This is a genomic window from Allorhizocola rhizosphaerae (genome assembly GCF_003426775.1).
GTDB classification, from domain to species: Bacteria; Actinomycetota; Actinomycetes; order Mycobacteriales; family Micromonosporaceae; genus Allorhizocola; species Allorhizocola rhizosphaerae.
The window spans coordinates 1-14,059 of record NZ_QJUG01000218.1; the positions used below are offsets into that span (position 1 = coordinate 1).

Here is a 14,059-nt window from a genome sequence, read left to right on the forward strand (position 1 = left end):
AGCCGCGCGCCGGGCCGGCGGGTGCGGCGTCGCGGCGGGGCTTCCGGTCGGGGCGCTTCCGGCCGGGGCGCTTCCGATCGGCGCGCTTCCGGCCGCGGTGCTTCCTGCCGCCGCGCTTCCAAGCGGGCAGCGATTGGCGGCGGCGTGGCCGAATGTGGCGCCGTGACCGGCTCAGGCACGTCGACCGGTGGTCGAGCGGCCGGCATCGACGTGGCCGCTGCCGACACCACCAACGTCGCGACCTGCCGCGGACGGGCCGGTCCCTCCGGCACGACCGGAGCACCGGATGACGTGTGCCGGCCAGCGTCCACAATGCACCCCCCTGCGACGAGCCCGGCGCGGGTGGCCGGTTGCGGCCAGGTCGCCTCCACCGCGGGCCGCGAACCGAATACCATCACCCGGAACATGAGGATTCGATGACGGATTCGACGCGCACACGGCCTGGCGGGCGCGAGAGGAGGCCACGGGAGATGGACGGCCGACCACGGCGGGAGGCCGAGGCGAGACGCCCGCGGCCATGAAACTGGACGGCGCGGTGCGAGTACTGGTGGTCGAGGACGATGAAGACCTGCGCACCGCCGTGTGCACGGAGCTTGACGCGGCCGGTTTCGAGGTGCGGCCGGCGGCCGATCTCGCGACGGCGGACGCGGCGATCGCGGGCACGGAGTTCGCGTGCCTGGTGTTCGACCGCATGCTGCCCGATGGCGACGCGATCGCCTATGTGCAGGGGCTACGGCTCGCCGGATGCGGGCTTCCGGTGCTGTTCCTGACCGCGCTCGACAGCGTGGCCGACCGGGTTGCCGGCTTCGCCCACGGCGGCAGCGACTACCTGGTGAAGCCGTTTTCCGTGGCGGAGCTGACGGCACGGGTGCGCGCGCTGTGCCGGCGGGCAAGCTCGGGCCTGCCGTCGATCCTGCGCTACGCGGATGTGGTGCTCGACTGCGCGCGTAGGCAAGCCCGCCGCGGCGGGGTGCTGCTGACCCTGTCCGGCAAGGAGTTCGCCGTGCTGGAATACCTGTTGATGCGGCCCGAGCGGGTGGTCTCGCGCGCCGAGCTGATCGAGCACTGCTGGGACGAGGACAACGACCCGATGTCCAATGTGGTCGACAGCGTGGTGAAGCGGTTGCGCGGCAAGCTCGGTGAGCCGCCGGTGGTGCACACCGTGCGCGGCACGGGGTACCGGCTGAAGGATTTTCCATGAAGCCTCGCTCGGTTGCCGATCGGCTGCGCCGGCTGCCATGGTTGCTCACCTGGACGTTCACGGCGATCAATGCGGCAGGATTGATCGTCCTGGCCGTGCTGGCCGTCGACGCCCACGCCGACCGCGGGACGCAGCAACTCGACGCCGACAACCACCGCGTGACCTCGACCGTCCTGCGGCTGCTGCAGCTCGACAGCGGCACCACCGTGGTCACCGCATACGTCGGCAAGGACGAGATCAACGGCCAGTGCCCGCAATTCGCCGTGCTGCAGGGCGGTTCCGGGGGCTTTCCCAGTTTCTACAGCGTCCGCACCTGTCTGCCCTCGGATCCGGCGATCCTGGGCGGGCTCGCCGACGCCGCGGCCCGGACCGGCCGGGTGCAGTACGGCAGCGTGGACATCGGCGGCAACCGCGTCGCCCGCGTGCGGGCCGAACCGTTCCGCAACGGCGACGGGCAATATATCGGCGCCGTTGTCGCGGTGAGCGATGCCGGGCCGGCCCAAGCCCGGCACACGAGGTTCGCGTTGGGTGTGGCCGGTGGTTGCGTGCTGCTGATCGTCCTATTAGGACTTTCCGGGCACCTGCTGGCGCGCCGGGCGATCAAACCGGCCGCCGACGCGCTCGACCAGCAGGAGATCCTGCTCGGCGAGACCGCGCACGATCTGAAGAATCCGGTGGCGGCGCTGCGGGCGCTGGCCGAGACCACGATGCGCAATCCCGAACAGCAGGCCGAGCTGCTGCCCCGCACACTGCGGCTGGCGTCGCGCATGGGCGGCATCATCGAGGGCCAGCTGGTCCGGGCCCGGCTCGCCGCCGGGGTGGAGGAGCTGGAGATCCAGCCGGTGTGGCTGGATCAGCTGGTGGCCGGGGTGGTGGAGGAAACCGCGGTGGGCGACGCCCGCGTGACGGTGACCGCGGCGCCGTCGCAGGTGCGGGTCGATCCATCGCTGATCCGGCGGGCGATTGGCAACCTGCTCGACAACGCGCTGAATCACGGCCACTACCCGGGTCAGCCCGCCATCGTGCACATCACCGTCGCGGGTGGACGGGTGACGGTGGCCGACCACGGCCCGGGTGTCGATCCAGCGATCGCGGAGCACGTGCTCGAACGGTTCCGCACGGGCAGCGGCTCGACCGGGCTGGGGCTGTCCATCGTGCGCTGGGTCGCCCAGGTGCACGGCGGCACGCTCAACGTCTACAACGCCGATGAGGGCGGGGCGATCTTCGAGCTCGTCCTGCCGGTCAGCGGGCCGGCGAAGTAACAGCCGGCCTAACAGTCAGCAAACAGTATTGGTGGTCGATGGCCGGTTCGGGTCAACACGGGAGCCCTCCCGGGTCGATTCGACTAACATCCGCGGCGTGGACAAAGGGACAACGCCTGCCGGGGCGCGGCTGGTCGCCACCACCGACAAGAAGCCGACGGGGAAGGGGTGGCGCAGGCGCGCACCGTTGGCGTTGTTCGCGTTCGTCTGCACGGGCGCTCTGGTCGCCGCGCTCACCGGGGCCGGGAAACCCTTGCCCGGCGGCGGGTTCGCGGCCGGGGGCCACTGGATCTACAACTCCGTGCTGCAGGAGGTGTTCCATGTGGACGGCGGGACCGCGAACGTGGACGCGCACGCGCCCATCCCGGGTGACCCCGGCAGCCAGGTCGTGCAGGGCGACACCAGCGGCTATGTCGTCGGCGACTCGCGGATCACCCAGTTTGGACGGTCGAGCCTGTCGGTGGAGCGGACGATCACGCCGCCGGCCGACGAGGTCCCGCTGGGCATTCAGGCCGCGGGCGGGCCATACCTGGTGTACCGCAACGCAGGCAAGATAGTGCGCCTCGGCGACCAGCCGGTGACGGTGTCGGCGGGCGGCGCGGTCGGTGACCCGGTGGTCACCGCGGACGGCACGCTATGGCTGCACCGTCCGGGCGTTGGCCTGATCTGCAAGCTGCCCAAGCACGCCGGCCGCATCTCGTCGTGCCCGGTTGCCGTACCCAAGGACCACGACGCCGCGCTGACCATGGTCGGCGACCGGCCCAAGTTCGTCGACCTGACCGCGCGCACCGTGCATGCCGTCGATGACAGCGCGCTCGGCGCGGGCGTTCCGCTCGGTGTCCCCGTCCCGCCCGCCGCCCGCCCGGCGGCCAACGACGTGGGCGGCCGCGTGGCGATCCTGGACCCCGTCGGGTACCAACTGATTCTGGCCGACCCGCAGAATCCGGCGGCCAAGCCGGTGACGGTGACGCTGCCCCCGGGTGAATACGGCGGTCCGGTGTCGACCGGTTCGGCGGTCGCGCTCGTCGACCTCAAGACCAACACCCTGCTGACCTACGGCTCCGACGGCAAGCGCAAGGATGCCAAGCCCATTCCGCAGCAGCAGTCCGGCCCGCCCCGGCTCAGCCGCGGTGAGGACAACCGGGTGTACGTGGAGAACGGGACCGGCACCCATGTGCTCGTCGTCGGCAAGGAAGGCAAGGTCCAGGACACTGCGGTGACCGGAAAGCCGGCCACCACACCCGGCCCGGAGCCGAGCCGCACCCCAGACGCTTCGCCGTCGCCCCCGGCGGTGCCCGAACCGGCGCCCGTGCCGGCGAGCGCGCCCGGTGCCCCGGCTTCGGTGCGGGCGTCGGCAGGCGACGGTTTGGTCACCGTGACGTGGGGCGCGGCGGCGGACAATCGATCGCCCATCACCGCCTACCAGGTGTCGTGGCGCGCGAGCACCGGCGCGACCGGATCGACGACCGTGAGCGGCCGCTCCCGCCAGGTGAGGATCGGCGGCCTGACCAACGGCATCCAGTACGTGGTGACCGTGCGGGCGACCAACCGCAAGGGCACCGGTCCGGGCGTGTCCGCCGCGCCGGTGACCCCGGTTGCCGCAACCGCCCCCGTGCCGTCACCCGCGCCGACCGCCGGATGCCTGCGTGCCGTCCTGGTCGAACATGGACAGTGGGAGACCGGATACGGCATCGAATACATCGTCACGAACCGCTGCTCGACCACCGTCGCGTCGTGGAAGCTTGAGCTGGACCTGCCCGACGGGACCACGGTGAAGAAGTCGTGGAACTCGACGTACACCCGCAACGGCCAGCACTACACGTTTAGGAACGTCGACTACAGCGGAGACATCCAACCCGGCGAATCCGAGGACATGGGGATCAACATCGATGGCTTCGGGCGGCCGAGCAACTGCCGGATCAACGGCTCCCCGTGTTGAGGTCATCGTGAATACCCCTTCTGCGACTGAGATTTATGAGTTGGTTGCGGCCAACGTGCAGCGGGTGCTGCACGGCAAGCCGGAGGTGGTGCGGCTGGCCATCGCCGCGCTGCTCGCCGAGGGCCATCTGCTCATCGAGGATGTGCCGGGATTGGGCAAGACGACGCTCGCCCGGTGCCTGGCCCGCAGCATCCGCGGCAGCTGGAACCGGATCCAGTTCACGCCGGACCTGTTGCCGGGGGACATCACCGGCGTGCAGGTCTACCACCAGCGCGACGAACGGTTCGCGTTCCATCCGGGCGGCGTCTTCGCCAACGTCGTGCTCGCCGACGAGATCAATCGTGGGACGCCCAAGACCCAATCGGCGCTGTTGGAGGTGATGGCCGAGCGGCGGGTCACGGTTGACGCGATCGGGCACGAGGTGCCCAGGCCGTTCCTGGTGATCGCCACCCAGAACCCGATTGAGATGGAGGGTACCTATCGGTTGCCCGAGGCCCAGCTCGACCGGTTCCTGATGCGACTGAGGATCGGCTACCCGGATCTCGCATCGGAGGTGATGGTGATCATGAGCGATTGCGCGGGAAGCGACCCGGACGACCTGCCGCCGGTGGTGGACGTCCCGGCGCTGCAGGCCGCGGTCGCGCAGGTGCGCTCGCTGCACGTCGATCGCGCGATCTGCGAGTACGCGGCAAGCCTCGCCGCCGCCACCCGACAACACAAGGACCTCCAATATGGGGCCAGCCCACGCGGCAGCATCGCGTTGGTGCGGGCGGCCCAGGCGATCGCCGTCACCCACGGCCGGGGGTTCGTCACCCCCGACGACATCAAGGACGTAGCCCACCCCGTGCTGGAGCATCGGGTCATCCTCACGGCAGAAGCCGAGCTCAACCAGCGCATGCCCGCCGACATCGTGGCCGAGGTGCTTGCCGAGACCCCGGTGCCCGGAATGCGTGCGACGGGGGTCTGAACATGCGGTTCACGCCGCGCGGTGTGGGTGTGCTCGTGGCCGCGGCAGCACTGTTCGGAGTCGGCCACTGGGCCGGTTATCCGCTCCTGCTGGCCCTCGCCGGGGCTGCGGTCGGCGCGGTCGCCGCGGGCGTGCTCGCCGCCGGTCGGCGTCCGCGCGTGGCGGTGGTCCGGCAGTTGTATCCGACGGATCGAATCGAGCGAGGCCGGCCGGCCGCCGCACAGTTGCGGGTGCACAACCCGGGGACTCGGCGGCAGCCCGGATTCCACGCCGGCGACCGGGTCGGTGCGGGCCTTCACGCCGTGGCGGTGCGGCCGCTTGCGCCGGGCGCGACGGCGGTCTACCACTACGAGTTGCCGACGGGCGTTCGTGGACGGCACCAGGTCGGTCCGCTCACGCTGTCGCGGATGGACGGGCTGGGGCTTGTCCGAAGCCGACTGTCCACTGGAGACACCGCGACGTTGTGGGTACGCCCGCGTACGCACAACGTGCGCCCTCCCGCGGGCGGTCACCCGCGGCATCATCACGAGGGGCGCGCCACTGATCGGTCGCTGCGTGGATCGTTGGACGTGCGTGAGGTGCGCGAGTACGTCGCCGGTGATGAGGTGCGGCACCTGCACTGGAAGGCGACTGCGCGGGCCGGGCAGCTCATGGTGCGCGACTACGCCGACCCGAAGCAGCCGCGGTTCACGACGTTGCTCGACACCCGCCTGGCGGAATCCGTGTTCGAAGAAGCCGTGGAGATTGCCGCGTCGCTTCTGGTGTCGGCGGCACGGGCCGACCATCCGTGCCGTTTGGTCACTCCGTGCGGGGTCGACGTCGGCACGGCCGGGGGAGTGTCGGCGGCCCGGCGCCTGCTCGACGAGTTGTGTGTGCTGAATCAGGCGGAAGACCGTGGTGTGCCGCTGGTGCCGGAAACGTTGTCCCCGGGTGGCAGCCTCGTCGCGGTCGTGTCCGAGGGCACGTCCGCCGCTGACCGTGCCGCGTTGGCATCCTTGCGGCCGCACTACTCGACGCTGATGGTGATTGTGTTCGGCGTGGGCCGCGAGGCGCCGCGGGTGCCCGGCGTGACGGTGTTGGTGGCGGCGAACGCCGCGGAGGCCGCGTTGAAGTGGAATGCGGCGGTCGCCCGATGACAGCGCGGATCGCGGCCGGTTGTGTCCTGCTCGCTGCGGCCGTTGCGGGTCTGCTGTTCGCCCCGGTGTTCGGGGTGTGGCCGCTGGTGCCCCCGATCGCTGTGGTGCTCGTGGCGTGTTACGCGGTGTGGGAGTTGTCGAACCGGTTCCGGTCGCTCGGACCGTGGCGACCGATGCTCGCGCTCGGCGCGGGGCTGGCCGGGCTGGGCACCGTCACGAGCATGCCCGCGCTCTTGGCGGGCGTTACCGAGTCCTGGCAACTCACGCTTCAAACGACCTGGCCGGTGCGGCCCGATCCCGAACTGTTGTTGTTTGTTCCGTTGTCGGTTCTGTTCGCGGCGGTGCTGGGGATCGAGTTGCTCCGCTGGCCCGCGATCGCCGTGCTGCCGAGCCTTGCCGTGCTCGGCCTGAGCCAAGCCTTTGCCGCCGCGTCTGGGGCTTGGGCGATTCTGGCTGCGCTCTGCTACGCGGCACTCGTCGCCGGGTTGTTACGGGTGCGCGCGTCCACATTCGGCATGACGGCGCTCGTTGCCGTGGTCGCGGCGCTGGTCTTCGCCGTCGTCGGGCAGGGACGGCAACCGTCGTATTCGTTGCACCACAACAATCCCGCGCCCGTGCAGCCGGCGCGGACGGTCAACCCGCTGGACGAGCTGGCGGCCCGGCTCGGGCAGCCGGATGTGCCGGTGTTCAGCTATACGAGCCCACACCGGGTGGACCGATGGCGGCTGGTGGTGCTCGACCGCTTCAACGGCGTCGCGTGGTCGGCGGGCAACGACTTGCGGCGGTTGGGCGCCGAGCTTCGGCCGGCGTCGTCGATAACCGTGCCGACAACGGTGCGCACGGCTCAGGTCTGGGTTCCCGATGGCGAGCCTTGGCTGCCCAGCCAGGCCGCGCCCGCCTCGGTGACCGGTGTCTCGCCGCTGATCGCTCCCGATTCGGGCATGCTGCTGGCGCCCGATCGGGTCGGCCCCGTGGAGTACCGCCTGAGTTGGTGGGAGCCGGTGGTGGAGCCGGGCGTGCTGGCCGGTGCCGCGCTCGATCCGGCCGCGCAGCCAACCGACGATCTCGGCGTGATCCCGCCCGGGATCGCCGAACTGGCACGCACGGCCACCGGCGGCTTGCGTCCGTCGTTCCAGACCGCGCTCGTGTTGGAGCGATATCTGACCTCGAACTACCGGATCGCCACCGGCGCGAATCTGCCGACCGGCGCCGGGTGGCCGCAGCTGCGCGATTTTCTGCTGACTACGAAGCGCGGCACGAGCGCGCAATTCGCGGCCGCCTACGTTGCGCTGGCGAAGATTGTGGGAATCCCGGCTCGCGTGGCGGTCGGCTATCGTGCGCCAAAGGCAATCCCTGAGGAAAAAGTGGTGGTACGCAACGGGGATGCCTTGGCCTGGCCGGAGGTCGCTGTGGCGGATATCGGTTGGGTACCACTGGACCCCACCGGCAACGCGAGCGGCTCCATTGCCGGGGCCACCGGTCTGGCCCGGATCACCGCGCTGGCCAGGGCTGGCCTCCCGCCGCAGCGGGATCTGCGGGACCCGCCGTTGCCGGACTCCGCGGACCGGGCGGGCGACGAGCGGCAAGTGTCGTTGGCGGTGTGGCCGGCGGTGCTCGGGCTGCCCGCCTTGCTGCTGCTGGCCATCGCCGGGATTCCACTGTGGAGGGTTGTGCGCACGTGGCGCCGCAAGCGCCGGACCGGGGCGCACGGCGTGGTCGCGGCGTGGCAGGAGGCGAGAGACCTGCTGCGTGCCCACGGCCTGCCGGTCACACCGGGCATGACCGTGCGGGACCTCGCCCGCATCGCCGCGCCGACCGCCGGACCGTCCGTTGTGGACGGTCTGTTCTCGTTGGCACATCAGGTGGATGTCGCGCTGTGGTCGGGCTCGGGCGCGGACTCCGGCGCGGTCCGGCACGCGTGGAAAGCGGTGCGAGACATCCGGCGGGGTTTGGCCGCACGTCCTCTGGCGATCCGCGTGCGTGCGCTGTTCGCCATGTAAGCGGCGGGGTGGCCGGAAGAGGTCAGCCCGGCCTTCCAGCCCGGTGACTCCAGCACACTGCATGCAGCGCGCGTGAGAAGCGGAGGTAGCGATGCCCGGAACCGCCAGGCGCCCGGCAGCGGAGCAGATCCACCGGATGAACCGTGAACTGGCCGCCCTGGAGGGGCATGCCGAGTCCTCCAGCGGGCTTGTCGCCGCCGTCGTCGGGGTCCGGCACGACCTGCGGTCGCTGCGGATCGATCCGCGCGTCTACCGGGAGCCGGACACGAACGCGCTCGCCGAGGACGTGGTCGAGGCGATCCGGGAGGCGTGCCACGACGTCGACCGGCAGGCAGGCGAGCTGACCGGCCCGCTGCTGCCGGACGGCGACGACCCGTTCCTGCGCGCGCTCGACGAGTTGGCCGGAACCCGCGGAAGCAGGTGATGAGAGTGTCCGAACTCAACATGCAGGTGGCCGGTACCGAGAAGGGAATCGAGGGGGTCAGGCAGGCCACCGAGACGGTACAGCAGGCGTGGACCAGTGGCCAGGGCGCGGTCAGCGCCGTGGAGGGTGGGCTCGGCCTGGGCAAGATGGGGGAGGCGTTCATGAGCGTCTACCGGCCCGAGGTCGAGCGGGCGCGGGAGCAGGTGCTGGCGATCGTGGCTGGCGGGCGGGAACTGGTTGCGGCCAGCCGGCAGTCCATCGAGGACTACAGGTTCGTCGATCAGCGACTGCGTGCCGAATTCGAGAATCTGCTCAGCCCGGGGCTCCTGTCGGCTTGGGGGAGGCGCTGACATGCCGATCATGCCCCCCGACACTGCGCTGTGGCACGAGGTGGTCGCCGAGCAGGGCCTCCAAGCGGTCTGGCCCATGGACAGCGAGGAAACGGCGACGAAACTGCAGGAGGCTTGGCAGAAGGTGGCGGACGCCATCGGCGAGGGCGGATTCCAGGTGAGCCAGGCAGCGGGAGTCGTCGCGTCCTCGTGGCCGGACTCGGCGGGCGACACCACGATCGACGCCGTGACCGCGTACTTCGACCGAATCAAGGAGACCGCCCTGCAGCTGGCCTGGATCGGCATCCACGGACTGTCCTATGCGGACGCCATCGTCAAGGCGAAGACCTCCGTCAAGGAGACGATCGCGGGATGGGAGGATGCCTACGCGGCCGCGGGAGTCCCGCAATTCGGCAAGGACACCGCCTACGACCAGAGCCTCGTGGTGTTCCACGCGGCGCAGCAGTGCTTCAAGATCATCGACGACGCCGCGCGGGACATCCAGAGCACGCTCGTCTCGCAGGCCCTGGACGCGCAAGTCCGCAACGACCGGGGCACGCTGGATGCAACGCGGCAGGGCGGCAACGTGGCCAGGCTGTTCGACGCGATCTCAAGGGGCCTGGACAGGTGGGGCATCCTCACCCCGATCACCGGCGTCAAGACCGCCGATGATATCGACAATGGCGAATCGATCGGCCAGGCGATCGCGTCCAACTGGGGCGGCTGGGCCGCCAACATCGGCACCGGGACACTCGTGGCGGGCGCGATCGGCGGGGCGGCCGGCGGGCCGATCGGAATGCTCGCAGGTATGACCGCCGGCGCGTTCACGTCCGGCGTGGTGGATTCGATGTACGAGAACGGCCCCACGCATCTCTCGACCGCCCTGGACCGGGGCGGCGAGCAGGTCGTGGAAACCTTCCAGGGGATAGGCGAAGCTGTCGGCAGTGGCGTCGGGGGCATCGTGGACACCGTCGGGGATCTGTTCGACGGCGACGACCCAGACGATCAGTGAGTGCCTACGGGTCTTCACGACCCGTGTACCTCCCGCGACAGTCTTGCGACCTCGCGGTCCACCGCGCGCTGGGCGCTCTGGATCGTGCCGGCGATGGCGCCCGCCAGCGCGCGGGAGTCGGGATTGCGCAGGATTCGCGGGTTGAGCTCCAGCTCAAGGAGCTGGCCGTGGCCACCGACGGTCGCGCGGATCAGGCCGTCGGGGGAGTCCGCGGCGGCCTCGATGCGCTCGGCTTGGCGCCGGACGCGGCGAACCCGTTCGGCGAGGCGGGCGGCGACCGCGGCCCTGTGTGCTTGCGCTGATACGCCATTCATGCCCGCAGTATTCCCGGGCCCGTGCCCGGCCCGGGCGGCCGTGACCGGAACGGGCCAAGCCAAAGCCCCGCACGCCGCACGTCGGTGAAACTCAAGCGCATGTGGGCACAAGTACTCATCGCGGCCACGCTCACCACGCCACCGGTGGCAGCGGCGCCTCCGGCAGGGGCGTGCACCAACCCCGAACAGGCCAGGCCGGTGGTCGTGGAGCAGCCGTGGGCGCAGCGACTGCTCGATCCGCAGCGCGTCTGGCCGCACAGCACCGGCTCGGGCGTGCTCGTCGCCGTCATCGATTCCGGTGTGGACGCCGACCATCCGCAGCTGACGGCACCGGGAAAGGTGTTGCGCGGCAGGGACTTCTTCCTCGTCGGCGCGCTGCCCGCCAACTACGACTGCGTCTCGCACGGTACGGCGGTGGCGTCCATCATCGCGGCGGACCCGGCGCAGGGCATGGGCTTTCACGGCATCGCACCCGGTGCGCGCATCCTGCCGGTGCGTGTGACCGACCGGCCGCAGAGCGACAGCGGGGAGCCGACACCGATCGATCCCAACACCGTGGCCACGGGCATCCGATACGCCGCGGAGGAGGGAGCCAAGGTGATCAACCTGTCGCTGTCGGGCAACCGCGACTTCCCCGCCATCCGTGAGGCAATCCGGTACGCACAAGAAAAAGATGCCTTGATCGTCGCGGCGGTCGGGAACCGGGAGCGCCAGATGCCGGGCGCCCCTTCATATCCGGCGGCCTATGACGGGGTGCTCGGCGTCGGCGCGATCGACGTTGCCGGCGCCCGGGACGACGGCTCGCAGATCGGACCATACGTCGACCTGGTGGCCCCGGGCAAAGGCGTCACGGGCGCAGGCAGGGCCGCTGGGCACGACTACTGGGACGGCACGAGTTTCGCGGCGCCGTTCGTGTCCGGCACGGCCGCGCTCGTGCGGGCCGCCTGGCCACAACTCGACGCCCAGCAGGTCGCGCGTCGCCTGGTGGCCACGGCCGATCTGGCCCGCGGTGGCCAGGGAAGCGCGGGATACGGTGCCGGTGTGGTCAATCCGTACCGCGCGGTCACCGAGGGCCTGTCCGGTGCGCCGGAGGCGATGCCCGCGATAGCCAGACCTCAGCCCGATCTCGCCGCCGAGCGTGACCATCGCGTGTGGCGCGGTGTCAGCGTGGTGCTCTTTGGGCTCGTGCTGTCGTCGGCGCTGGTGTGGGTGGCCGCACACGGGTGCCGACGCCGGTGGCGTCCAAACAGGACGGTGCTGCCGCCGGTCGAGCCCGCCCGCGAGGAACCGCCGGAGCAGATGTTCCTCCTCCCGCCGCCCGCCGTGGAACGAAGCGGCCCCCGCGTATAGCGGGGGCCGTTGCACGCGTTCAGATCTGGACGTTCTGCACCCTCGCCGTTGCGGACTGGAGTGCCATCTGCAGTTCACCGTTGGCCTTGACGACACCGCCGCGCAGCGCGTCGAGCATGGACTGCTGCGCGGTGGACACCTGTTCCCAGGCCTGGCTGACCGCGGTGAACTCGCCACCGGCGCGGTCCATCCAGTCGGCCGCGGTGGCGCCGGACGTGGTCCGCCAGGTGTCCATCTCCTGCTGGACCATCCCGACGGTCTTCATGATCTGCATGGCGAGATCGTCGAGCTGCGTGAAGTTTCCCTTGATGAGCATGCGAGTGGCCCTTCTGTGAGGCGGACCGTCAGGCCCGCATGGCGCCGCCGAACGGGGCCAGTCCCTGCACGCCGTTCAGCGCCGAGGAACCGGCCTCGTCGGCCGCGACATAGACGGTGGACGAGTACGCGGTGCCCTCCCCGAGTTGCTCCAGGGCGGCGTTGAGCCGGACGATCCCGGCCTCCCACTGGGCGTGCGCGGCGTCGAACGCGGGCCGTGCCGTCCCTTCCCACTGCCCCTTGAGCGCCTCCACGATCGGCCGCAAAGTGGCGCGATGGCCTTCGATGTTGGTCGCCACCGTGCCTGCCATCGAGGCGGCTCGCTGCAGGGTTTCGGTCATACCGTGAAGCTGGTCGCCGGTAGGCATGACTCGCTCCTTCCCATCGGTCTTCGCGCGCACCGGCGATCGGTGCCCGCCAACCGAAGTTAGGGCCGGTGGCACCGCGGGCGGGCGACATCGGCCGGTTCCTGCCAAGGCACACCGCGCCCACGCCCGGCGACACCATCATCGAACCGTGGCGACTGTGGTGGCGCGCCGGCCGTCGCGCAGACCGGCTCCGGAGATGCCCTCCGGCGAACTCGTGCTGCCCGCGCCGCCGGAGATCCCGGTGGCGTCCGGCAGGCAGTGGACGCAGGCGCTGTTCATGCTGCCGATGCTCGCGATGATGGCCGCGATGGTGTTGCTGTTCAGCGGTTCCGGCTTGGGCGGCGCCACCCCGCTGCGTTACGTGGCCCTCGGCCTGTTCGCGGTCGCCGCGCTGGGCATGGTCGTGCTGGCGTTCATCACCAGCGGCGGGCCGAGCAAGCGCGAGATGGCCGCCGCGCGGCGGATGTACCTGCGCGACCTGGCCCAGCACCGGCTGCGCGTGGCGCGGACGGTGCGCAGGCAGCGGGCCGCGTTGTGGTACCTCCATCCGGATCCGAATGGTCTTTGGGCTGTGGCCGCGAGCTTTCGGCTCTGGGAACGCCGCCGATCGGACCCGGACTTCGGCGCGGTGCGGATCGGTCTGGGCCCGCAGAGCCTCGCCACCGCGCTGGTCCCGCCGGACACCAAACCGCTGGAGCGGCTGGAACCGTTGTCGGCCTTGGCGTTGCGCCGGTTCATCATCACGTTCTCGGCGATCGGGGACCTGCCGTTGGCGTTGGCCGTCAACGGGTTCAGCCGGATTTACGCCGTCGGTGATCGCGGGCGTTCGGTCGCGCTCGTCCGCGCGATGCTGGCCCAGCTGGCGACCCTGCAGGCACCGGATGACGTGCGGATCGCGGTGTGCACCGACGCGCGTCGCCTGGCGGAGTGGGAGTGGCTCAAGTGGCTGCCGCATGCGCTGCATCCGGAAAAGACCGACGCGCTCGGGCAGCTGCGGCTGGTGGCGCCGGCGATCACCGCGCTTGAGGCGATGCTCGACGACGTGCTGGTGGACCGTCCCCGGTTCGACCCGCACTCACCGTCCACTGTGTCCGGTCCGCATCTGGTGGTGGTGCTCGACGGCGGGTCGGTCGCCGGTGCCGACCATCTGATGACCGGCGGTGGCGTGGAGGGCGTCACGATCGTTGACGTGGCCGCCGCGCCGCCACGGATCCCGGAGCCGACCACTCTCGTGCTGAAGGTCGGCCCGGACGGTGCGCTCTCCAGCGATACGGCCGACGGGCAAGTGGAGTTGGGGCGGGCCGACGAACTGCCGGTGGCCGCGGCCGAGGCGCTGGCCCGCCAGCTGGCGCCGCTGCGGCTCACCGCGGGCACGCGCGGCGAGCAGCCGTTGACCAGCGACCTGGGCCTGGCCGAGCTGCTCGACCTGGGGGACCCGTTCG

13 protein-coding genes and 1 pseudogene are annotated in these 14,059 nt (G+C 70.7%); 11 read left to right on the plus strand and 3 right to left on the minus strand.

Going from position 1 to position 14,059, the window contains the following annotated elements:
* Positions 1-517: 517 nt before the first annotated feature.
* From DM816_RS33225 to DM816_RS33265, 9 genes are all read left to right on the plus strand, one after another.
* A complete protein-coding gene (locus tag DM816_RS33225) occupies positions 518-1,201 on the plus strand; it encodes a response regulator transcription factor (protein WP_170318902.1) in 684 nt (227 codons plus the stop codon).
* On the plus strand, positions 1,198-2,463 hold the full coding sequence (locus DM816_RS33230; RefSeq protein ID WP_117214434.1) for a sensor histidine kinase: 1,266 nt from the start codon (positions 1,198-1,200) through the stop codon (positions 2,461-2,463). The genes DM816_RS33225 and DM816_RS33230 overlap by 4 nt, the downstream gene beginning before the upstream one ends.
* A gap of 97 nt (positions 2,464-2,560) precedes the next feature.
* On the plus strand, positions 2,561-4,402 hold the full coding sequence (locus DM816_RS33235; RefSeq protein WP_117214435.1) for a cellulose binding domain-containing protein: 1,842 nt from the start codon (positions 2,561-2,563) through the stop codon (positions 4,400-4,402).
* Positions 4,403-4,409: 7 nt separating this feature from the next.
* The gene (locus tag DM816_RS33240) at positions 4,410-5,369 is read left to right on the plus strand and encodes an AAA family ATPase (RefSeq protein ID WP_246002499.1); all 960 of its coding nucleotides are present in this window, start codon (positions 4,410-4,412) and stop codon (positions 5,367-5,369) included.
* A gap of 2 nt (positions 5,370-5,371) precedes the next feature.
* A complete protein-coding gene (locus DM816_RS33245; RefSeq protein ID WP_117214437.1) occupies positions 5,372-6,505 on the plus strand; it encodes a DUF58 domain-containing protein in 1,134 nt (377 codons plus the stop codon).
* Positions 6,502-8,505 carry a transglutaminase TgpA family protein gene (locus DM816_RS33250; RefSeq protein WP_117214438.1) on the plus strand — a complete coding sequence of 668 codons (2,004 nt, stop codon included), beginning with the start codon at positions 6,502-6,504 and terminating at the stop codon, positions 8,503-8,505. Before DM816_RS33245 ends, DM816_RS33250 begins: the two co-directional genes overlap by 4 nt.
* A 91-nt stretch (positions 8,506-8,596) precedes the next feature.
* Entirely contained in the window at positions 8,597-8,929 is a 333-nt protein-coding gene (locus DM816_RS33255; protein WP_117214439.1) for a YbaB/EbfC family nucleoid-associated protein, read from the plus strand.
* A gap of 5 nt (positions 8,930-8,934) precedes the next feature.
* Positions 8,935-9,279, plus strand: coding sequence for a hypothetical protein (locus tag DM816_RS33260; protein WP_162908087.1), 345 nt, complete (start codon positions 8,935-8,937; stop codon positions 9,277-9,279).
* Positions 9,280-9,289: 10 nt separating this feature from the next.
* Complete coding sequence (locus tag DM816_RS33265) at positions 9,290-10,270, plus strand: WXG100-like domain-containing protein (protein ID WP_162908088.1); 981 nt, start codon at positions 9,290-9,292, stop codon at positions 10,268-10,270.
* Between the two features lie 14 nt (positions 10,271-10,284).
* On the opposite strand, the gene DM816_RS33270 is transcribed toward DM816_RS33265, so the two are convergent.
* Complete coding sequence (locus DM816_RS33270) at positions 10,285-10,584, minus strand: YbaB/EbfC family nucleoid-associated protein (protein ID WP_117214442.1); 300 nt, start codon at positions 10,582-10,584, stop codon at positions 10,285-10,287.
* Between the two features lie 99 nt (positions 10,585-10,683).
* On the opposite strand from DM816_RS33270, the gene mycP reads away from it, so the two are divergent.
* Positions 10,684-11,934 carry a type VII secretion-associated serine protease mycosin gene (gene mycP / locus DM816_RS33275; RefSeq protein ID WP_117214443.1) on the plus strand — a complete coding sequence of 417 codons (1,251 nt, stop codon included), beginning with the start codon at positions 10,684-10,686 and terminating at the stop codon, positions 11,932-11,934.
* A 19-nt stretch (positions 11,935-11,953) separates the two neighbouring features.
* Here the strand turns inward: mycP and DM816_RS33280 are convergent, their stop codons facing one another.
* On the minus strand, positions 11,954-12,250 hold the full coding sequence (locus tag DM816_RS33280; RefSeq protein WP_117214444.1) for a hypothetical protein: 297 nt from the start codon (positions 12,248-12,250) through the stop codon (positions 11,954-11,956).
* A 28-nt stretch (positions 12,251-12,278) separates the two neighbouring features.
* The gene (locus DM816_RS33285) at positions 12,279-12,617 is read right to left on the minus strand and encodes a WXG100 family type VII secretion target (RefSeq protein ID WP_117214445.1); all 339 of its coding nucleotides are present in this window, start codon (positions 12,615-12,617) and stop codon (positions 12,279-12,281) included.
* 148 nt (positions 12,618-12,765) lie between these two features.
* Here DM816_RS33285 and DM816_RS33290 point away from each other — a divergent pair.
* A pseudogene (locus tag DM816_RS33290) lies at positions 12,766-14,059 on the plus strand (type VII secretion protein EccC); the annotation flags it as partial.